Raw genomic sequence first — 20340 nt, 5'->3', positions numbered from 1 at the left:
GGCAGGGTGGGCCTTCTAAATCTCGTAGTCGAGGGGCGCGGGCTGGCTGTAGGCGCCCCCGTGGTAAAGGAGGGGCAACCCGTCCCCGCCTACCTGGCCGTCCACCACCTGCACCACTACAACTGCGTTGTTCTCGAAGGAAAGGCGCATCTGCACCTCGCCGATCAGCCAGCCGGCCACGTCCTTCAGTACGGGTACACCGTGCGGCCCGACGTCCCAGTGGTCGCCTTCAAACCGGTTGCCGGCCCCTGCGAACCTGTCAGCGAGTTGCAGGTTCTCCAGCCCCAGCATGTGGACGCCGAGGTAGGTGGTGTTCGCCACGGCGGGCCAGGACCGGGAACTGCGGGCCATGTTGAAGGTGAAACGGGGTGGCTGCGCTGACAGCGATGCTACGGAAGTGGCGGTAAATCCGAACGGGCTGTCCTGGTAATTGACCGTGATGATGGCAACACCCGCGGCATGGCGGCGGAACATCTCCCTGAACGTCCGCTCGGACGGCACGTCATTTGCGGTCACGGGAACTCCTGATCGTGGGTGGATGCGTGTTCTCCTCTAAGCCTATGGGCCGGTTGGCCAGGCAGGGAATCAGTTGAAGCCCCACGTCCGGCCGTTGGCCCGGCGGAACATTTGTTAAGGTTTGTTGCATGACGAAACCAACCCGCCGCACACGTCCGCGGCTGCCCTGGGCCATGCTCGCGGTCCCGGCAGCGGCGGGAGTGCCCGCGGGAATCCTCTGGTGGCTCCTGGCGCCCGGCGGCCTGAACCTGATTACCCGGGATCCCGGCCTCGCGGCCGGAACCAATCCGCTGGTCTGGTTGCCGAGGGACCTGACGCTGGCCGCGATCCTCGTCTTTGCCGGGTGCCTGCTGGCCGTGTTTGTGGCGGACAAGAAGCGCCAGGATCCGCAGGCCGCCCTGCTGATGGGGCTGGCCGGGGCTCTCTGCGGCGCTGTCCTTGCCTGGCAGGCGGGCCTGCTCTCAGCCCTGCTGTGGGGGCCCGCGGTGGATGCCTCAGCCAACGCGAGCATCGCGTTTTCGTTGCGCTCCCTGCCCGTGCTGCTGCTGTGGCCCGCTGCTACTGCAGTATCCGTCTTTGTGCTGGAGCTGATGCACCTCCTCGGACAAAAGGACAGCGGAGGGAAGGACGAGGGCCGGGCCGGGCGGACGCGGCACGTTGCCTTCGGGCCCGTAAAATAATGCGGTGACCATTTCTTCGGGCTTTCCCGCCACCCCCGCCGCCACCGTGAACTTCCGCACTGTTGATCTTCGCGGCCGCAACCTGACCCTCGCGGAACTTCGCGCCGCCGTACCGCGCGCGCAGGGCCAGACCATGGCTGACGCCGAAGAGAAGGTCCTTGACATCATCTCTGCTGTACGCCGGCGGGGCTTTGAGGCACTCGGAGAACTCGCCCTTCGCTTCGACGGAGTGGCGCAAGAGCACCCGCTGGTCCCGCGTGAGGCCCTCGCGGCGGCGCTGCAGCAGCTCGACCCCGCCGTCCGGCGGGCGTTGGAGGAATCCATCAGCAGGGCACGGCGGTTCGCGGACGGCCAGCGGCCCCGCGACGTCGAGGTCCAGCTTGGCGACGGCGCGCTGGTGAGCCAGAACTGGGTACCGGTGGCACGCGTGGGGCTCTACGTGCCCGGGGGACTGGCCGTCTACCCGTCCTCCGTGATCATGAACGTTGTTCCGGCCCTCGCCGCCGGGGTGGAGTCGATAGCTTTGGCGTCGCCTCCGCAAAAGGAGTTCGGCGGCCTGCCGCATCCCACCATTCTTGCCGCCGCCGCCCTGCTGGGCATCACCGAGGTGTACGCCATCGGCGGTGCCCAGGCCATCGCAGCCTTCGCCTATGGAGTGACCGCAGCGGAGGCCGGTCCGGCACTGGACCCGGTGGATGTAGTGACCGGACCGGGCAACATCTTCGTTGCGACGGCCAAGCGTCTGGTGAAGGGGGCGGTGGGCATCGACTCCGAAGCCGGGACCACCGAGATTGCCATCCTGGCGGACTCCACGGCCAAGCCTGCCCTGGTTGCCGCGGATTTGATCAGCCAGGCCGAACACGACCCCAAGGCAGCCTCAGTGCTGATCACAGAGTCGGAGGACCTTGCCGCCGCCGTCCGGGTGGAGCTGGACCGGCAGGCGTCGGCCACCAAGCACTCCGCCCGGGTCCGGGAAGCGCTGTCCGGCCCGCAATCCGGGGTGGTCCTGGTAGACGGCCTGGAACAGGGCATCGCCGCCTGTGACGCCTACGCGGCCGAGCACCTGGAGATCATGACCCGCGATGCCGCGGCAGTGGCCACCAGGATCCGTAACGCGGGTGCCATCTTTGTTGGTGATTTCAGCCCCGTGAGCCTCGGGGACTACTGCGCCGGCTCCAACCACGTACTGCCCACCAGCGGTACAGCTGCCTTCTCGTCAGGCCTGAACGTCACAACCTTCCTGCGGGCCATCCAGGTGGTGAACTACAGCCGGGAGGCGCTGGCGGAAGTAAGCGGCCACATTGTCAGCCTCTCCGGCGCGGAAAACCTTCCGGCCCACGGCGAGGCGGTTACCGCCCGCTTCTCCTGAGCTCGCAGAGCCGGCAGGCACCGTCATGTAGTAGTGCCCACCACTACATGTAGTAATTACAGGGTTGTGATTAGCTCCGTGCCGGACGTAAACTGAAGTCGCTGCGGGCAGGGCCTTGCCTTGCCTGCGGCTTGGACAAGCAACCGTCCACCAAGCGAAGAAGAGCCAGCGAAAGAAGGGACGCCATGTACTGTCCGTTCTGCCGCAATCCCGATTCCCGGGTAGTTGACAGCCGCATGGCGGACGACGGCTCAGCCATCCGCCGGCGCCGCCAGTGCCCCGAGTGCGGACGCCGCTTCACCACGGTGGAAACCACCAGCTTGTCCGTGATCAAGCGTTCCGGCGTAGGGGAGCCCTTTAGCCGCAGCAAGGTCATCAACGGTGTCCGCAAAGCCTGCCAGGGGCGCCCGGTGAGCGAGGACGACCTCGCGCTGCTCGCCCAGGAGGTCGAAGAGCAAATCCGCTCCTCCGGCGCCGCGGAAATTGACGCCCACGAGGTGGGACTCGTTATCCTCGGCCCCCTGCAGAAGCTGGACAAGGTGGCCTACCTTCGCTTCGCGAGTGTCTACCAGGCGTTCGAATCCCTCGAGGACTTCGAAACCGCCATCGCCCTGCTCCGGCAGGAAGCTGCAGAGGGCGCGAACGGCGCCAAAAGCTCCGAAAAGAGCCCCTTATAAGCTCCGGTGGTGGCACTGGAGGGGAAGCCGCAGCCACCACCGGCACCACGCCCGCGCTCAAGGCGCCTGGCGATGGCGGCACCGATGCCCCCGCCGGCACCGGTGGCCGCCAGAACGCCCCATCCCGTACCGGCTGAGGCGCCCCCGCTACTTCGCGAGCTTGTGCTTCAGTGCGATTTCGATGGCGGCGCCCACGATGCCGGCCTCATTCCGCAGGACTGCCGGCACGATTGGCGTGCGCAGCTTGAGGTTGGGCAGATATTCATCCGCACGCTTGGAAATGCCGCCGCCAACGATGAACAGTTCGGGAGAGAACAGGAACTCGACGTGGGAGAAGTAACGCTGCAGCAGGACGCTGTACTCGTCCCATGTCAGGCCGTCCCTCTCGCGGGCCACGGCGGAGGCCTTGGTTTCGGCGTCATGGCCGTCAATTTCCAGGTGGCCCAGTTCGGCGTTGGGTACGAGTTGGCCGTTGAAGATGAAGGCTGAACCGATGCCGGTTCCGAGGGTGATTACCAGGACGGTGCCGGCCACGCCCGCGCCCGCACCGTACCGGGCCTCGGCAAGCCCGGCAGCGTCGGCGTCGTTGATGACCTCCACCGGACGGCCCAGGCGCGCCGTCAGGAGGCCGTCGATGTCCGTGTTGAGCCAGCTTTTGTCCACGTTCGCGGCGGAGTGGACCACACCGTGCTGGATGATGCCGGGGAAGGTGACCCCTACCGGGGAGCCGGCAACAGGGGCTTCGGGGCGGGCCGAGAGTTCGGAGACCACCAGCGCCACTGCTTCGGCAACCGCCTCGGGGGTGGCAGGCTGCGGAGTGGGAACGCGGAACCGTTCACCCAGCAGTTTGCCTTTTTTGAGGTCGACGATGCCGCCCTTGATTCCCGTGCCTCCGATGTCGATGCCGATCAGCGGGGCGTTCTTGTGCGACTTTTCGTCCTTCTTGGCCAATGGGTTTCCGTTCGTGGCAGGGGCGGGCAGGGAAGGGGCGGCGGGCAGCCGGCCCCGGGGTGTTGCGTGGCCGGCGGCCTGCCGATGACAGGTGCCGGGCCGGTACCGCTGGAGGACACGGGTCAGGGCAGGGTAAGGATCTCCGCGCCGGACTCGGTGACCAGGAGGGTGTGCTCAAACTGGGCAGTGCGCTTGCGGTCCCGGGTGACAACGGTCCAGTCATCGGCCCACATGTCCCACTCCACGGTGCCCAGGGTCAGCATCGGTTCGATAGTGAACACCATCCCGGGCTCTATGACGGTGTTGTAGGCGGGGGCGGCATCGTAGTGCGGGATGATGAGTCCGGTGTGGAAGGCTTCGCCTACGCCGTGTCCGGTGAAATCCCGGACCACACCGTAGCCGAAGCGCTTGGCGTACGACTGGATGGCGCGGCCGATCACATTGATCTCCCGGCCCGGGGCAACGGCCTTGATGGCCCGGTTCAGGGATTCCTGCGTCCGCTCCACCAGCAGGCGGGACTCCTCGTCAACATCTCCCACGAGGAAGGTGTAATTGGTGTCGCCATGGACGCCGTCGATGAAGGCCGTGATGTCGATATTGAGGATGTCGCCGTCATTGACCACCGTGGTGTCCGGGATGCCGTGGCAGATGACCTCGTTCAGGGACGAGCACAACGACTTGGGGAACCCGCGGTACCCCAGGGTGGAAGGATACGCGTGATGGTCAAGGAGAAACTCGTGGCCCACCTTGTCCAGCTGATCGGTGGTGACGCCCGGCTCAATGTGCTTACCCACCTCCACGATGGCCTGCGCGGCGATTTTGGCGGCGACGCGGATCTTCTCGATGGTTTCGGCGGACTTGACCTCGGAACCGGTGAACTTCGCCGGTGCCGGCTTGCCGACATACTCGGGGCGGGCGATGGACGCCGGTACGGGACGCTGCGGGCTGACGGTTCCCGGGGTGAGGGTGCCGATGGGTGCAGTCGAGGCAAGGGAAGGCATAGATTGATCATATAAGGCACCACAGAAGGCCTAACAACCGGGAGCCGCGTCTGCCGTGCGCAGTGGTTTAAGTTACGCGCGTCACGCCGCAGCTTCCCTGCCTGCCGGAACGGGGAACAAGGGATGACTGAGTATTGGTACAACATCAAAACCCACGAGGTCGAGGAGGACCGGCTCTCCGACTGGAGCCAGCTGATCGGGCCCTATAAGACCAGGGAGGAAGCGGAACACGCCCTGGAGAAGGTCCGCGCCCGCAATGAAGCCTGGGAAAAGGACGACGACGACTGAAGGCTGGCGGCAGGCAGGCCGGCGCCGCCGGCCTGCCTGCCTGCCGGACCCTTGGGCTAGAAGGAGTGCTCGGGCCCGGGGAACTGGCCGGACCTGACATCTTCCCCGTAAGACGCGGCTGCGTCCAGGAGCGTATTGCGCAGGTCCGCGTACTGCTTGACGAACTTGGCCATCCGGCCGCCGCGCAGTCCGGCCATGTCCTGCCAGACCAGCACCTGACCCGTGGTTTCCTTGCCGGCGCCGATGCCCACAGTGGGAACGGTGACGGCTCTGTCCACAGCTGCCGCAGTCTCCGCCGGCACCATCTCCATCAGCACGCTGAAGGCGCCGGCTTCGGCCAGGGCAACGGCGTCGTCGATCAGGCGCTGGGCATCGTCGCCGCGGCCCTGGACACGGTAGCCGCCCAGCGCGTGTTCACTTTGCGGTGTGAAGCCGATGTGGGCCATCACGGGAATGCCTGCCTGCACCATGGCCCGGACTGTGGGCGCGTAGTACTTCCCGCCCTCGATCTTGACGGCGTGCGCCAGGCCCTCCTTCAGGAACCGGACGCCGGCGGCAACTGCCTGCTCGGGGGAAACCTCGTAGCTTCCGAACGGCAGGTCGGCCACAATAAGGGCCCGCCTGGCAGATCGCGCCACTGCCCGGCACAGGGGCAGCAGTTCATCGACGGTGACCGGAAGGCTGGTCTCATTGCCGAAGACATTGTTCGACGCGGAGTCGCCCACCAGGAGCAACTCGATGCCCGCGGCGTCGAAGATTTCGGCCGTGTACTGCTCATAGGCTGTGAGCATCGCAAACTTCGTGCCCTCGTTCTTGGCCTGCTGGAGGTGGTGGATCCGCACTTTGGCCGGCTTCCGTTCCGGGGCCGGCGGGACGCCCTGGCCGGGACCGCTGTCATAGGGGGCGGGGACGTCGGCGGACATGCTTTGGTCGGAACTGTTGCTTGAGGCCATGGCATGAGCGTAGTGCGACACCCGCGGTCCTAGCCACCGGCAGCGTCAACCTCAGCGGTGATTCACGCCATAGGGGAAGATTGGCGGCGATCCGGTTGGCGGCCGCCGGCGTCGCGATTCCCCGCCCTTCGTGTTAACGCTGTGTTACGCGGCCGGCAGGCTCCAGCACCGGCGCCAATTGCTTAGTACAGTGTTTGTGAACTGCTGCCGGCTTTCTGCGACCGGGGCATGGACGTTGACCGGAGAAGAGGCCACTAATGGACCGCCAGCAAGAGTTTGTCCTGCGCACAATCGAGGAGCGCGACGTACGTTTCGTGCGTCTGTGGTTCACCGACGTCGTGGGTTCACTCAAGTCCGTGGCTCTGGCGCCCGCGGAAGTGGAAGGCGCTTTCGAAGAAGGCCTCGGTTTTGATGGTTCAGCCATCGAAGGCCTCGCCCGCGTGTTTGAGTCCGACATGCTCGCGCAGCCGGATCCGTCCACCTTCCAGATCCTGCCGTGGCGCGGCGAGACCGAGCAGACCTCCCGGATGTTCTGCGACATCCTCACGCCGGACGGCGAACCGTCCACGGCAGATCCCCGCAACGTCCTCAAGCGCACCCTCGCCAAGGCTGCCGACATGGGGTTCACCTGCTACACGCATCCCGAGATCGAGTTTTACCTCCTCAAGTCCCAGGAACCGGGGCCGGACGGCGCGCCGGTGCCCGTTGACGAAGGCGGCTACTTTGACCACGTTCCCGGTGGCGTGGCCCAGGATTTCCGCCGCACGGCCGTGACCATGCTCGAATCCGTGGGTATCTCCGTGGAGTTCAGCCATCACGAGGCAGGCCCGGGGCAGAACGAGATTGACCTGCGCTATGCGGATGCCCTCCAAACGGCGGACAACATCATGACGTTCCGGACCATCATCAAGGAAGTGGCGCTCCAGCAGGGGACGTACGCCACCTTCATGCCCAAGCCCTTCACCGCGCACCCGGGATCCGGCATGCACACCCACTTTTCCCTGTTCGAGGGCGACACGAACGCTTTTTACGAGGCCGGCGCGGAATTCCAGCTGTCCAAGACCGCCCGCCAGTTCATTGCAGGCATCCTCAAGCACGCACCGGAATTCACTGCCGTGACAAACCAGTTCGTGAACTCCTACAAGCGGCTGTGGGGCGGCGGCGAAGCCCCCAGCTACCTGAGCTGGGGGCACAACAACCGCTCCGCCTTGGTCCGGGTTCCCCTTTACAAGCCGGGCAAGGGCCAGTCCGCGCGGATCGAGTACCGCGGGATCGATTCCGCAGCCAACCCCTACCTTGCCTACGCGGTCCTCCTTGGGGCCGGCCTGAAGGGCATCGAAGGCGGTTACGACCTGCCTGCGGCCGCCGAAGACGACGTTTGGTCGCTCAGCTCGGCCGAGCGCCGCGCGATGGGGCATGATCCCCTTCCCGCCAGCCTGCATGACGCCATCCGCACCATGGAGGAGTCCGAACTCCTGCCGCAGATCCTGGGCGAGCAGGTCTTCGAACACTTCCTGCGCAACAAGCGGGCCGAGTGGCAGGACTACCGGCTCCAGGTGACGCCCTACGAGCTGCAACGCAACCTGGCCATCCTCTAGGAGGTGGCGGTGAGCCTCGCGCGGCGACTGATCTCGGCCGGCTTCAGTGATCTGGAGAAGGCCGAGCGGTTCCTCGCTGCCCGTGAGCTCGAAGGACTGGATGAGGACCGGCTCTTTGCGGGGCTGCAGATGGCGGCCAGCCCGGACACCGCCCTGCAGTCCGTGGTGCGGCTGATCGAAAAGCATCCGGACCTTCGGGAGCTGGCCGGAGCAGATCCGGAAACGAGTGAACCGCTCTACCGCGTGCTGGGTGCTTCGGAGGCGCTGGGGGAGTTCCTCATCCGCCATCCGGAACACCTCGACGCCTTCAAGGTCCGGCCCAGCCCCGAGCCGCTGCAGGCGGATCCGGCGAAGTTGCGCGCGGAACTCCTTGCGTCCGTAGGCGCTGATCCGCGTGCCGCCCGTCCCATTGCCGCTGTCACCGGCATGGAAGCCTACGCAGCTCTCCGGACCGCGTACCGCAGGGGACTGGTGGACCTTGCGGTGAAGGATCTTTGCGCTGCCGATCCGCTGGACTTCCTTCCCTTGGCGGGCGGGGAACTGGCAGACCTTGCCGGCGCAGCGGTGGAGGCCGCACTCGCTGTCTCGCGCGCGGAGGCTGCCGGCCAGTTCAGCGGCCCGCAGGTGGCCGAGATTGGCCTGGCGGTCATCGGCATGGGCAAATGCGGGGCCCGGGAGCTGAACTACATCTCCGACGTCGACGTGATCTACGTAGTGGATGCCGGCAGCCTGGAGGATGCGCAGGCCAGCACCATCGGCACGGCCCTGGCCAGCGGCATATCGCGGGCCATTTCCTCCGTGGCCCGGGAACCCGGGCTGTGGGAAGTGGACGCAAACCTCCGGCCCGAGGGGAAGTCGGGGCCGCTGGTGCGCACCCTGGCTTCACACCGGTCCTATTACGAGCGGTGGGCCGAAAGCTGGGAGTTCCAGGCGCTGCTGAAGGCCCGCACCATCGCCGGCGATGCTGCCCTTGGCCAACAGTACGAGGACGCCATTGCGCCGCTGATCTGGAGCTCAGCCGGCCGCGACGGGTTCGTTGAGTCCGTGCAGGCCATGCGCCGGCGGGTCACGGAGCATATTCCGCAGGCGGAGGAACAACGGCAAATCAAGCTGGGCCGCGGCGGACTCCGGGACGTTGAGTTTACGGTCCAGCTGCTCCAGCTGGTCCATGGCAAGTCCGACGAATCCCTGCGGCGTCGGGACACCACCTCCGCCATCGCGGCACTTTCCGCTGGCGGTTACATTGGGCGCACCGATGCTGCCGCCTTCGACAACGCGTACCGGTACCTGCGGCTGCTGGAGCACCGCATCCAGCTCTTCCAGCTGCGCAGGACACACCTGATGCCGGTGGGAGAGCCGGCGCTGCGCGCGCTGGCCAAGGCCGTGCTGGGGCCGTTTTCCAATGAACGCCCGCACCCGGACGCCCTGCTGGCCGCGTGGCAGAAGACCAAGCGCTCAGTACGTGAGCTTCACGAGCGGATCTTCTACCGGCCCCTGCTCAACACCGCCGCGAAACTCAGCAGCGAGGACGCCAGGCTTACCCCGGAAGCAGCGCAGGGCCGGCTCGCCGCCCTCGGTTACCGGGACCCGAAGGGCGCTATGCGCCACATGGAGGCTCTTACCGCCGGCGTCAGCCGCCGCGCAGCGCTGCAGCGCCAGCTGCTGCCCATCCTGCTTGACTGGCTTGCTGAAGGAGTGGATCCCGACGGCGGCCTGCTCGCCTTTCGCCGGGTCAGCGAGGCTTTGGGAACCACCCATTGGTATCTGGGGATGCTCCGTGACTCCAAGGCGGCTGCTGAGCGGCTGTGCCATGTGCTTTCCAATTCGCGGCTGATCGCGGACCTGCTGGAAGTGTCTCCCGAATCGGTGGCGTGGCTTGGCCATGACAAGGACCTCGTCCCGGTCAGCTTCGAGGCCCAATGGCAGGAAATTACTTCGAAGATGTCCAGGCATGCTGACCCGGAGAGCGCCATGCGTCTAATTCGCTTGATCAGGCGGCGGGAGACTCTCCGGATCGCGATCGCCGATTCTGCCGGGCTGCTGAACCAGGATGAGGTGGGAGCGGCACTGGCGGACACTGACCGGGCGGCGGTACTGGGCGCCCTGCGCGTTGCCGAAGGCGTTGTATCCGCCAAAGGTCCGTTGAAGACCGCTGTCCTGGTGGTTGCCATGGGCCGGCAGGGCGGGCGGGAGATCGGTTACGGGTCTGACGCTGACGTCATGTACGTCCACCGGGCGTTGCCGGGCTTCTCCGAGGCGGAGGCGCAGGAGCAGGCAACACGGATCGTAACCAAGGTTTCCAGCCTCCTGACCCAGCCCCTGAAACCGGCGATCATGGCCGAACGGGTGCTGCAGGTGGACGCCGACCTGCGCCCGGAGGGTAAAAACGGAGCGATGGTGCGCTCCCTTGATTCCTTCGCTGAGTACTACCGGCGCTGGTCGCTCATCTGGGAGGCGCAGGCGCTGCTGCGCGCCCGGCCGATGGCCGGTGACGACGCCCTGGCCGCGGACTTCCTGGAACTCATCAACCCCATCCGGTATCCGGAGTCGGTCTCGGGGCAGGACGTTCGGGAAATCAGGCGGATCAAGGCAAGGGTGGAATCTGAACGCCTGCCCCGCGGCGCGGACCCTGCACGGCATCTTAAGCTCGGCCGCGGCGGGCTTAGCGACGTGGAGTGGCTGGTCCAGCTTCTGCAGCTCCAGCACGCCGGCAAACACCCGGAGCTGCGGACCACCTCCACCATTGAAGCCCTCCAAGCCGCAACCGAAGCCGGTCTGCTGGCCAGGGATGACGCCGACCTGCTGGCGTCGGCCTGGCGCCTGGCCAGCCGGATCAGGTCCGCCAACGTCATCTGGAACGGCAAGGCCTCGGACCTGCTTCCGTCTTCGCGGCGCGACCTGGAAGCGGTGGCGCGCTGGTGCGGCTACGAGCCCGGCCAGGCCGCGGTCCTGGAAGAGGACTACCTTCGGGTCAGCCGCCGTGCCAGAGCCGTTTTTGAACGGGTTTTTTACGGCCATTAGCGTGGCGTTCGCGCCGTTGTCCCCGGCGGGCGGCTGGCACGTGCCAGGGGCCCGGTGCTAGCTTGAGCCCATGACCACCCATATCCGCGTCAACCTCCCCGTCAAGGGTCCGGGGCGCTGCGCGGACTTCTCCGCGGCCCCGGCCTTTTCCTCCAGTCCGCACGCCGGGGCGCCGTCCTGAAGGTTGTGAATGCCGGTGTCTGGCTGATCCCGCTGCGGGACCTCGACGACGACGCCCGCGCCATTCAGCTCGGCGCAGTGGCGGAACTGCAACTTGCGCCGGGCCAGGAGCGGTTCGTGGGCGATCCGCTCAGGATGGCCCTTGCAGGGCTGGCCGAGGAGTCCCGGCGTCCGTACGTCATAGAGTCCCTCGGCCTCGCCGTGGGCGTCCTCACCCTGCAGGCCGGGGCAGCCCGGCTTGCGGGTTGGAGGGACGACGATTCAGCCTGGTTGCTGCGGGGTTTCCTGATAGACCGGCGGCAACAGGGCAAGGGGCTCGGTCCGCTGGGTGCTGCCGCCGCCGTGGCGGCCGCGGCAAAACTCAGCGACCGGCAGGGGACTGGTGAGACCGGCGTCGTTCTTTCCGTCAACGAGGCGAACCCGGCGGGACTGTCCGCCTACCGCAAGGCTGGATTCGAAGACCGCGGGCAGTACTCCGGGGGCTCAGCAGGACCCCAGCGCATCATGTTCCGGAGCTTCGGCCGGTCCGACCGGGCATAGGCCAGGCGGTCCGGCATTGCGCTCAGCCCCGGATTGCTTGATTATGTGGATTGGCGGTGTTCTTCAAACCTTGTTGGGGGGAAGGCTTCCACAGTCTTCGTCTCGGGGGGCACTTGTCAGGGGATCCGGCTCCCGGTCTCAGCACGTCTGGAGCTGGATCCCCACCTACAGCCGCCGGTGGCCGGGCCGGGGCACGCGTAGGCGCCCCTGCAAAAGGCGAGTACAGCCTACTGGTGTTCGGAACCGTCGGGAACGGTTAGATATGAGTGCCGGCAGGTTGGAAGTTCGGTAGCCCCTCCAGCCTCCGCCGGCACCAGGATTGCTGAACGGGGAAGCCGGCGTGCCGGCCCAGAAAGCGGCAGGGTGCCATGCGAATCACAGTACACACCGAGGACGGGCTGGATCCGATGGATTGCCCGCATCAGTTCGTTGGCCGCTGTGAACAATGTTCCGCGGCGGGAGGGCCGGCGGATCCTGCCGGGATGGCCGCTGACAAAATTGCCGATCCCGGCTGGTTCGGGACCGGCGCGCTTGCCGGCTGACGGATCATTTTCGCCCGGGAACTGCAAGGGCCGGTCCCGTGGGGACCGGCCCTTGCAGTAATTCCATTCCAGCGGACTGCCTGCGGACTATGCCCGCTTCACCCGCTTGATCCAGCTAGACGCCGTAGTAGAGCTCGAACTCGTAGGGGTTCGGGCGCAGCGACAGCGGACGGATCTCGTTTTCGTACTTGTACTCGATCCAGGTGTCGATCAGGTCCTGGGTGAACACCCCGCCGGCCTGCAGGAACTCGTTGTCCTCGGCCAGGGCCTCGAGGGCTTCTTCGAGGGTGCCCGGAGCCTTGGGGATGTCCTTGGCTTCTTCGGCAGGGAGCTCGTAGAGGTCCTTGTCGATCGGTGCCGGCGGTTCGATGCGGTTGCGGATGCCGTCGATGCCGGCCATCAGCTGGGCAGCGAATGCCAGGTACGGGTTGGAGGAGGGGTCCGGTGCGCGGAACTCGATGCGCTTGGCCTTGGGGTTGCTGCCCGTGATGGGGATACGGATACCGGCGGAGCGGTTGCCCTGGGAGTAAACCATGTTGACCGGAGCCTCGAAGCCCTTAACTAGGCGGCGGTAGGAGTTCACCGTCGGGTTGGTGAAGGCCAGGACGGCGGAAGCGTGCTTGAGCAGGCCACCGATGTACCAGCGGGCGGTGTCGGACAGGCCGGCGTAGCCCTTCTCGTCGTAGAACAGCGGCTCGCCACCGTTCCATAGCGACTGGTGGCAGTGCATGCCGGAGCCGTTGTCACCGAAGACCGGCTTGGGCATGAAGGTGACCGACTTGCCCCAGGCGTCCGCGGTGTTCTTGATGACGTACTTGAACTTCTGCAGGTCATCGGCAGCGTGGGTCAGGGTGGTGAACTTGTAGTTGATCTCAGCCTGGCCGGCGGAACCAACTTCGTGGTGGCTGCGTTCAACCTCAAGGCCGGCTTCGTCCAGGGCGACACACATGGCATCGCGCAGGTCGGCCTGCTTGTCCGTGGGGGAGACCGGGAAGTAACCGCCCTTGACGGGGGTCTTGTAGCCGAGGTTTCCGCCTTCTTCCTCGCGGCCGGTGTTCCAGTAGGCTTCCTCGGAATCGATCTTGTAGAAGCTGCCCTGCGGGGAGGACTGGTACTGGACGTTGTCAAAGACGAAGAACTCAGCTTCGGGTGCGAAGAAAGCGGTGTCGGCGATGCCGGTGGAGGCGAGGTAGGCCTCGGCTTTTTCAGCCACGCCGCGGGGATCGCGGTGGTAAGGATCGCCCGTGCGCGGGTTGACGATCGAGAAGTTCAGCGCGAGGGTCTTTTCCATGCGGAAGGTGTCCAGGAACGCGGTGGTGACGTCCGGAATCAGCTGCATGTCGGATTCGGCGATGCCCTGGAAGCCGCGGATGGAGGATCCGTCGAAGAGCTGGCCGTTGATGAAGAAGTCGGCGTCAACGCTCTTGGCCGGCACGTTGAAGTGCTGCTGGACACCCGGCAGATCCGTGAAGCGAATATCGACGAACTTAATATCTTCGTCCTTGATGAACTTGAGGACTTCGTCCGCAGTGGTGAACATCTATGCTCCTAACGCATATGTAAATATCTGGCGTGAAAGCCATCTGATCCAGCGCAATCCGAAGGCAGGGAAAACACAAGGTTTCCCTGCTCTGAGCACCTGCCGGGGGATTTGCTTGAAACTGCTAACAGCCTATGGACGCGGCATTTCCCGTCCGTGTCCACATTGTTTCGGGCAGGTTACAGAATGCCCTGTTAGGGCTACGCTATCGGCAGTCCACACTGTGGTCTAACTGCTTCCACACTCTGGGCTGCGCCTGCCCGGGTAAACTTGGACGGTGGTAGATCGCAAAGACATTGGCTCCTGGCTCACCGGCCCTGACACCTCGGGCATCTCGAAGTATCCCGGTGAAAGGCTTGGGTTGCCGGAGTCCGGACCGGGTTCCATTGCCCGCGCCGGGCGCCGGATCATCGCCATCATGATCGACTGGGGCGTCGCGTTGCTGATCAGCAACTACGCCTTTGCCGGCGACGCGTGGGCCACCCTGGCGATTTTCGCCGTCGAACAGATCCTCCTGGTGGGAACGCTGGGTTACAGCATCGGCCACCGCGTGGCCGGCATCCACGTGCTGAAGGCCGGCGGAGGAGCCCCCGGACCGCTCGCTGCGCTGGTGAGGTCGGTGCTGCTTTGCCTGGTGGTTCCCGCCGTTATCTTCGACCCGGACCACCGCGGCCTCCACGACAAGGCTATGGACACGCTGCTCCTGCGCCGCTAGAAGCAGCGGTGTTCAGACGCGGCTTGCTTCCTTCGCTGCGGGAGCACTTGCGGCCGCAGAGGCAAGGTATCCGCGTTTGCCGGCCCATCGCTCGAACCAGAGCGTGGCAAACGGGAAGATTGCGGAAAGGCCGGCAAACAGGGCCACCGGGAACGGCCAGCGCTGCAGCCGCCAGAGCATCAGGGCCGCAATCCCGTAACCCACAAACAACGCACCGTGGATGGGCCCTGCTACCTGCACACCAACCTCCGTGGTTCGCGCAATCCACTTGAAGTACATGCCGGCGAGCAGCGCCGCCCAGCTGAATGCTTCGGCGATCGCGAGAATGCGGAAGGCGCGGAGGACGGCATTCCTCACGGGGGATTGCACCTGGTCCTGTTGCAGCTGGTCCTGTTCCACTGTGTCCTGTCCTGTCGTTGGGCACGGGCCGGTCAAAAAATTGCCCCGGTTCCGGCAGGTGCCGGAACCGGGGCGCTTGCTTCAGCGTCCGCGGTTGGGACGGGCTTTGTAGGGGTCAATTCCCTTGGGGATGGGGAGCTTGTTGCCCAGCGAAGCAATGCGCTTGGATACGGCGTTGACCTCAAGCTTGGTCAGTTCCTTCTTGAGCTTGCCCATCTTCTTGGCCACCTGGCTGATGGGAACCTGGCCTTCGCCGCGGCCGCTTTCGATGACGTGCACGGTGACGTTGGGCAGGATCCTCGCAAGGCGCTTGCGCTCTGCCTCCAGCAGGGGCTTTACCCGGTGCGTGGGACCTTCGCTGACCAGCACGACGCCGGGGCGTCCGATGGCGCGGAACACGGCGTCCTGCGTGCGGGGGTTGACGGCGACGGGCTGTTCCTCGGTGATCCAGCCGCGCCGCAGGGTTCCCAGTGCAGCGCCCGACGCGCCGGGCTGGTTTTCAATCTGGGCGAAGGCCGCGCGTTCGGCGCGGCGGGAGAGAATCAGCGTGGCGCCCAGCAGGCCCAGCGGGATGCCGATGATCAAGCCGGTGATCCAGTTGTCCAGCCAGAAGCCCACGAGGAAGCTGACAGCAACAACGCCGAGGAAAACCAGCAGCATAAGCCACGGAACCATGGGGTCGTGGCGGCGGGTCATGTTGAAGACCTCACCGATCTGCTTTAGCCGGCTTGGTTTCTTGACCTTTGCTTCTTTCGGCTTGCGGGAGAAGAAGCCACGTTTCACTGCGCTTGAGCCCGCAGGAGTGGGGTTGCTGGAATCAGGGGATTTCGCCATAGTGCCTCAATTCTACGTGACCAAAGTCGAAGGGCCGGCACCGGAGTTCTCCGGTGCCGGCCCTTGGGGGAGACGCGTTTAGAGGGTCAGGAATGCGCTGCGAGCAGTGAGCTGGCTTCCTGGCGGGTGGTGCCGGAGGACTCGATGTGGGCCAGTTCGGCGGGGATTTCCCAGCCTTTCTTCCGCATCGCGGTGGCCCAGAGCCGGCCGGCCCGGTAGGAGGACCGGACCAGGGGTCCGGACATGACGCCGAGGAAGCCGATCTCGGTGGCCTCGTCCTGGAGGTCCACGAATTCCTGCGGCTTGACCCAGCGGTCCACCGGCAGGTGCCGCTCGGACGGGCGCAGGTACTGGGTGATGGTGATCAGGTCACAGCCGGCCTGGTGCAGGTCCCGGAGGGCTTCGGAGATTTCCTCGCGGGTTTCGCCCATGCCCAGGATCAGGTTGGACTTGGTCACCATGCCCAGGTTCCGGCCCTGCGTGATCACATCAAGGGACCGCTCGTAGCGGAACGCGGGCCGGATCCGCTTGAAGATCCGCGGTACGGTCTCGACGTTGTGCGCGAACACCTCGGGCCGGGAATCGCAGATCGCGGCGATGTGCTCGGGTTTGCCGGAGAAGTCCGGGATCAGCAGTTCGACGCCGGTGCCGGGGTTCAGCTCGTGGATCTTGCGGACGGTTTCGGCGTACAGCCACACGCCCTCGTCCTCGAGGTCATCGCGGGCCACACCGGTGACGGTGGCGTAGCGCAACTGCATCGACTGCACCGACCGGGCGACCTTGGTGGGTTCGAACCGGTCCACCGGGGACGGTTTGCCGGTATCGATCTGGCAGAAATCACACCGCCGCGTGCACTCGGACCCGCCGATCAGGAACGTGGCTTCCTTGTCCTCCCAGCACTCAAAGATGTTGGGGCAGCCGGCCTCCTCGCACACCGTATGCAGGCCTTCCTTCTTGACCAGGTTCTTCAGGCCCACGAACTCCGGGCCCATCTGGACCTTGGCCTTGATCCACTCCGGCTTCCGCTCCACCGGGACAGCCGAGTTGCGCTGCTCAACGCGCAAAAGCTTCCGGCCTTCAGGTGCCAATGTCACAGTAGAGCTCCTTCGTGGGTAGCGACCAGGGCGTCTTCATTCTTGCGCAGTTCTTCGGTGATTCTGGAAACGAGGTCAGCAGGGGCGACGTCATAACCGGTTTCCTGGGCGATGGTTGTGACCCCGGCGTCAGTAATACCGCAGGCAATGATCTGCGTGTACGGGGCGAGGTCGTTGTTGCAGTTGATGGCAAACCCGTGCATGGTGACGCCCTCATGAACACGGATGCCGATAGCGGCGATCTTCCTGTCCGGGCCTTTCCCGTCCGCTTCGAGCCATACCCCTGCCCGGCCCGCGATCCGCACAGCCGCTATGCCGTAGTCCCCGAGGACGGTGATGATGACTAATTCGAGGCGTTCAACGTAGTCGCGAATCCCTGCCCGGTTCTTCAGTTTGATTATGGGATAACCCACCAGCTGGCCGGGTCCGTGCCAGGTCAGTTTGCCGCCGCGGTCCACCGGAACCACCGGCGTGCCGTCGAAAGGGCGTTCGTGGTCCTCAGTCCGTTTGCCCGCCGTGTACACGGGGGCGTGTTCAAGGAAAAGGACAGTGCTCGGCGCCTTTCCGGCGACAACGCTGTCATGGAGTTCACTCTGAATGGCCCAACCGCGGGTGTAGTCGACGTAGTCCGGAGCAAGACCCAGCTGTGAAAACTCAAGAGTCATGGCATCCAGCTTAGACCTTGGGCGGCCACAGGCCGGGTTTAGTGCTTAAGCTCACCGTGCGTGTGCGAGCCGTGCGCCTCTGTGTCCGAAGCCTGTGGATAACTTCTGCACGCAAAGTTGGATTCGGCTAGACATGGGGCATGGAAGATCTTCAGGGGATGACGGTGTCCGGCTACGCCATAGGACGGCTGCTGGGACGCGGCGGCAGTGCCTCGGTATGGCTGGCAAGGGAGGAACGCAGCGGCCGGGAGTTCGCCCTCAAGTGCTTCCGCCCGCCGGCCCGCAGGTCTTCGCGCGGTGCAGTGATGACTGAAGAAGGAATCCGCCGGGAGATCCGCATCCTGTCGGTCCTCGATCACCCGCATCTCATCAAAGCCCATGACACTGTGCCGCTGGCAGGCGGCGTGGAAGGCCGCGCCGCACTCATCATGGATTATGCGCCCGGCGGGTCCCTGGCCAACCTGGTAGCTGCCAGGGGGAAGCTGACTGTGGGGGAAACGGTGACGGTGCTGACGCCCCTTTTCCAGGTCCTGGCGTATCTGCACGGCAAGGGGTTCACGCACGCGGACGTCTCCCCGGGCAACGTTCTGTTCACGGGCCAGGGTAAGCCGATGCTTTCCGATGTCGGCATCGCCCGGATGCTGGGCGATCCTGCCCCTGGGGCCGGTGCGGGCACCCCGGGATTCATGGACCCGGCGCCGGTGGACGCAGTGCGTGCCGGGCTGCAACCTGAACGCGACGTCTATTCTGCTGCCGCCCTGGGTTGGTTTTGCCTGACGGGCCGGCCTCCGCAGCGCACCGCGGACCGGCCGCCCCTAACCATCCTGCTTCCCGGGGTCCCCCGGGAACTGGCGGCTGCCTTGGAGTCCGGACTGAACGAAGACCGCCGGCTCCGGCCCACCGCCGCTGCCATGGCCACGGCGGTCTACCGAAGCGCGGAGCCCCTGCCGCTGGACCTTGCACCGGCGGTCCACCCCACCGTTGTGCCGGAACTGGTAACCCGCCTGCATGCGCCGGCAAGCCCCGGCAGCCGGCTCGGCGGGAGGATCAGGGGATTGCGGCGAAGGCTTACGACGGCGAAGTGGGCACGCCCGTTCGTTCCCCCGGAAAAGCTGCCCTTTCCCGGGCCGAAGATGCTTAAGCCCCGCGTCTCCCCGGACGCCCTCAAGACAGGACGCCATTCCCAGCCCAGGGGCAGCCGGCAGCTGCGGCGCAGCATTCTTGCCGGTGCAGCCGCCGCGGCAGTTGCTGCCGCCTGGTGGCTCTCCGGTGGAGGTGTCACCTTCGCCGGTCCCGTTGCGCTGTCGGGGCCTCCGACCGCCGGCCCGGGTACCGCCGCTGCCGGCGAGTCCGCTCCTGCCGAAATGGACCAGCATGCCCTTGCGGTAAAGGCTGCAAGGCAGCAGGCAGCGTCCCCGGATCCGGCGGTAGCTGTCCAGGGCCTCGCGCTTCTGAGATCACTGGCTTTTAGCGGAGGACAGCTGGAACTCCTGGACGAGGTGAACCAGCATGGCTCGGGTGCAGCGGCTGCTGATCTCGGAATCAGCGCACAGCTGCGGGAATCCGGCCGCAGGCTGTCCGGATTTTCCACCACGCTGACAGAGGTGCAGGCGGAGGAGGGCGGTAACGGGACCCGCACGGTAGTTGCTGTTACCTCGGCCTCTTCCGCTTATGAGGAAACGGATGGCCAGGGCGATGTGATGGCAACGGGAGCAGCCGCGGCCGGGCAGCGGCTCCGCGTGGTGCTGGTCTCGGTGGACGGCAGGTGGCGGGTCAGCGAGATCCTTCCCGGCACCGGCTGACCCTGCGCTCCTGCAAAAGGAGCCCCTACCTTCCGCCCGCCACCCACTGCGCGGCCTGGGCGAGAGTCGGGTGCTGCCAGGAAAAACCCGCAGAGGACAAAAGGGCAGGCTCCATGCGCTGGCTGGCGAGGAGCAGTTCGTCAGCCAAGTCGCCCATCACCAGGCGCAGCACCGGGGCCGGCGCGCGCAGGGCAGCGGGACGGTGCAGCGCCCTGGCCAGCTCAGCCACCAGGGCGTTCACGTCGGCATCCTCGGGGGCACAAAGGTTGACCGGACCGGTCAGTGGGGATTCCAGCAGGAAGAGGAAAGCTGCCGAGACATCCGGCAGCGTTATCCAGGGCCAGTATTGGCGGCCATTGCCGAAGGGTCCGCCAACACCCAGCCGGATCAGCGGAAGCAACCTGCCCAGGGCGCCGCCGGAACGGCTGAGGACCACCCCGGTCCGCGGAACCACTACGCGGACACCCTGCGGAGCGGTGGCAGCTGCAGCCTCCCACTCCCCGCAGATACTGGCGAGGGCCCCGGTTCCCTGGGGAGCATTCTCACGCAGCACAGTGTTCCCGGCATCGCCGTAGTAACCCGACCCGGACTGGCTGATGAAGACAGGCGGTGGTGAGTCGAGCTGCCGCATCGCCCGTGTAAGCGTCCGTGTGGAGTCCACCCGGGAACTGAAAAGCTCCTTGACCCGCCTGCGTGTCCATGGCCTGTCCCCGATGCCCGCGCCGGACAGATTGACGACGGCCCCCGCACCGGCAAGCGCCGCCGGTTCCAATTCGCCCGCGGCGGGGTTCCACCGTACTTCCATCGCCGACGCCGGCTCGCGCCTGACCAGGGACACGACCTCGTGGCCGGCACCGCGGAAGGCCGCTGACATGTGGGTTCCGATCAGCCCGGAGGCGCCGGCGATGACTATGCGCATGGGGTCCATCACACCACGGCTGGCGCGGCCGCGGCACCTCCAACAGGGTTAACCGG

At 65.8% G+C, this 20340-nt stretch carries 20 protein-coding genes; 10 read left to right on the top strand and 10 right to left on the bottom strand.

Annotation, left to right across the window (positions count from 1 at the left end; all coding sequences use genetic code 11):
• Positions 1–15: 15 nt before the first annotated feature.
• Positions 16–516, bottom strand: coding sequence for a flavin reductase family protein (locus AC5RVN_RS06175; RefSeq protein WP_494137377.1), 501 nt, complete (start codon positions 514–516; stop codon positions 16–18).
• 128 nt (positions 517–644) lie between these two features.
• Here AC5RVN_RS06175 and AC5RVN_RS06170 point away from each other — a divergent pair, with 128 nt between their 5' ends.
• The 3 genes from AC5RVN_RS06170 to nrdR all read left to right on the top strand — a co-directional run bounded on the left by AC5RVN_RS06170 (position 645) and on the right by nrdR (position 3242).
• The gene (locus AC5RVN_RS06170) at positions 645–1196 is read left to right on the top strand and encodes a hypothetical protein (protein ID WP_494137376.1); all 552 of its coding nucleotides are present in this window, start codon (positions 645–647) and stop codon (positions 1194–1196) included.
• 4 nt (positions 1197–1200) lie between these two features.
• Complete coding sequence (gene hisD, locus AC5RVN_RS06165; protein ID WP_494137375.1) at positions 1201–2565, top strand: histidinol dehydrogenase; 1365 nt, start codon at positions 1201–1203, stop codon at positions 2563–2565.
• Between the two features lie 185 nt (positions 2566–2750).
• Complete coding sequence (nrdR, locus tag AC5RVN_RS06160) at positions 2751–3242, top strand: transcriptional regulator NrdR (RefSeq protein WP_494039443.1); 492 nt, start codon at positions 2751–2753, stop codon at positions 3240–3242.
• Positions 3243–3389: 147 nt separating this feature from the next.
• Here the strand turns inward: nrdR and ppgK are convergent, their stop codons facing one another.
• Both ppgK and map read right to left on the bottom strand, forming a co-directional pair.
• The gene (gene ppgK / locus AC5RVN_RS06155; RefSeq protein WP_494105628.1) at positions 3390–4193 is read right to left on the bottom strand and encodes a polyphosphate--glucose phosphotransferase; all 804 of its coding nucleotides are present in this window, start codon (positions 4191–4193) and stop codon (positions 3390–3392) included.
• A gap of 122 nt (positions 4194–4315) precedes the next feature.
• Entirely contained in the window at positions 4316–5194 is an 879-nt protein-coding gene (gene map, locus AC5RVN_RS06150; RefSeq protein WP_494105627.1) for a type I methionyl aminopeptidase, read from the bottom strand.
• A 123-nt stretch (positions 5195–5317) separates the two neighbouring features.
• Between map and AC5RVN_RS06145 the strand changes: the two genes are divergently transcribed.
• Positions 5318–5482, top strand: a complete 165-nt coding sequence (locus tag AC5RVN_RS06145; protein ID WP_494039446.1) for an SPOR domain-containing protein — start codon at positions 5318–5320, stop codon at positions 5480–5482.
• 56 nt (positions 5483–5538) lie between these two features.
• On the opposite strand, the gene panB is transcribed toward AC5RVN_RS06145, so the two are convergent.
• Positions 5539–6435, bottom strand: coding sequence for a 3-methyl-2-oxobutanoate hydroxymethyltransferase (gene panB / locus AC5RVN_RS06140; protein WP_494137374.1), 897 nt, complete (start codon positions 6433–6435; stop codon positions 5539–5541).
• Between the two features lie 257 nt (positions 6436–6692).
• On the opposite strand from panB, the gene glnA (AC5RVN_RS06135) reads away from it, so the two are divergent.
• The 4 genes from glnA (AC5RVN_RS06135) to AC5RVN_RS06120 all read left to right on the top strand — a co-directional run bounded on the left by glnA (AC5RVN_RS06135) (position 6693) and on the right by AC5RVN_RS06120 (position 12316).
• A complete protein-coding gene (glnA, locus tag AC5RVN_RS06135) occupies positions 6693–8033 on the top strand; it encodes a type I glutamate--ammonia ligase (RefSeq protein WP_494039448.1) in 1341 nt (446 codons plus the stop codon).
• A 9-nt stretch (positions 8034–8042) separates the two neighbouring features.
• Positions 8043–11054 carry a bifunctional [glutamine synthetase] adenylyltransferase/[glutamine synthetase]-adenylyl-L-tyrosine phosphorylase gene (locus AC5RVN_RS06130; RefSeq protein ID WP_494137373.1) on the top strand — a complete coding sequence of 1004 codons (3012 nt, stop codon included), beginning with the start codon at positions 8043–8045 and terminating at the stop codon, positions 11052–11054.
• Positions 11055–11240: 186 nt separating this feature from the next.
• The gene (locus AC5RVN_RS06125; RefSeq protein ID WP_494137372.1) at positions 11241–11774 is read left to right on the top strand and encodes an N-acetyltransferase; all 534 of its coding nucleotides are present in this window, start codon (positions 11241–11243) and stop codon (positions 11772–11774) included.
• 368 nt (positions 11775–12142) lie between these two features.
• Positions 12143–12316 carry a hypothetical protein gene (locus AC5RVN_RS06120; protein ID WP_494039451.1) on the top strand — a complete coding sequence of 58 codons (174 nt, stop codon included), beginning with the start codon at positions 12143–12145 and terminating at the stop codon, positions 12314–12316.
• A gap of 115 nt (positions 12317–12431) precedes the next feature.
• Here the strand turns inward: AC5RVN_RS06120 and glnA (AC5RVN_RS06115) are convergent, their stop codons facing one another.
• Entirely contained in the window at positions 12432–13856 is a 1425-nt protein-coding gene (gene glnA / locus AC5RVN_RS06115; protein WP_494137371.1) for a type I glutamate--ammonia ligase, read from the bottom strand.
• 277 nt (positions 13857–14133) lie between these two features.
• Between glnA (AC5RVN_RS06115) and AC5RVN_RS06110 the strand changes: the two genes are divergently transcribed.
• Entirely contained in the window at positions 14134–14571 is a 438-nt protein-coding gene (locus AC5RVN_RS06110) for an RDD family protein (protein WP_494137370.1), read from the top strand.
• 12 nt (positions 14572–14583) lie between these two features.
• Here AC5RVN_RS06110 and AC5RVN_RS06105 read toward each other — a convergent pair whose 3' ends face one another.
• The 4 genes from AC5RVN_RS06105 to lipB all read right to left on the bottom strand — a co-directional run bounded on the left by AC5RVN_RS06105 (position 14584) and on the right by lipB (position 17563).
• Positions 14584–14970, bottom strand: coding sequence for a DUF3817 domain-containing protein (locus AC5RVN_RS06105; protein WP_494137369.1), 387 nt, complete (start codon positions 14968–14970; stop codon positions 14584–14586).
• Positions 14971–15051: 81 nt separating this feature from the next.
• Complete coding sequence (locus tag AC5RVN_RS06100) at positions 15052–15804, bottom strand: DUF4191 domain-containing protein (RefSeq protein WP_494039455.1); 753 nt, start codon at positions 15802–15804, stop codon at positions 15052–15054.
• Positions 15805–15890: 86 nt separating this feature from the next.
• Positions 15891–16898 (bottom strand): lipoyl synthase, encoded by a 1008-nt coding sequence (gene lipA, locus AC5RVN_RS06095; protein WP_494137368.1) that lies wholly within the window; start codon positions 16896–16898, stop codon positions 15891–15893.
• Positions 16895–17563: a lipoyl(octanoyl) transferase LipB gene (lipB, locus tag AC5RVN_RS06090; RefSeq protein WP_494137367.1), complete on the bottom strand. Its 669-nt coding sequence runs from the start codon at positions 17561–17563 to the stop codon at positions 16895–16897. The genes lipA and lipB overlap by 4 nt, the downstream gene beginning before the upstream one ends.
• A gap of 140 nt (positions 17564–17703) precedes the next feature.
• On the opposite strand from lipB, the gene AC5RVN_RS06085 reads away from it, so the two are divergent.
• On the top strand, positions 17704–19365 hold the full coding sequence (locus tag AC5RVN_RS06085; RefSeq protein ID WP_494137366.1) for a serine/threonine-protein kinase: 1662 nt from the start codon (positions 17704–17706) through the stop codon (positions 19363–19365).
• A 25-nt stretch (positions 19366–19390) separates the two neighbouring features.
• Here the strand turns inward: AC5RVN_RS06085 and AC5RVN_RS06080 are convergent, their stop codons facing one another.
• Positions 19391–20284 carry a TIGR01777 family oxidoreductase gene (locus AC5RVN_RS06080; RefSeq protein ID WP_494137365.1) on the bottom strand — a complete coding sequence of 298 codons (894 nt, stop codon included), beginning with the start codon at positions 20282–20284 and terminating at the stop codon, positions 19391–19393.
• Between the last annotated feature and the right edge of the window lie 56 nt (positions 20285–20340).

Source organism: Arthrobacter sp. sptzw32, from assembly GCF_059089735.1.
The sequence above is the reverse complement of the archived record's forward strand: the minus strand, read 5'-3'. Positions and strand labels throughout refer to the sequence as shown.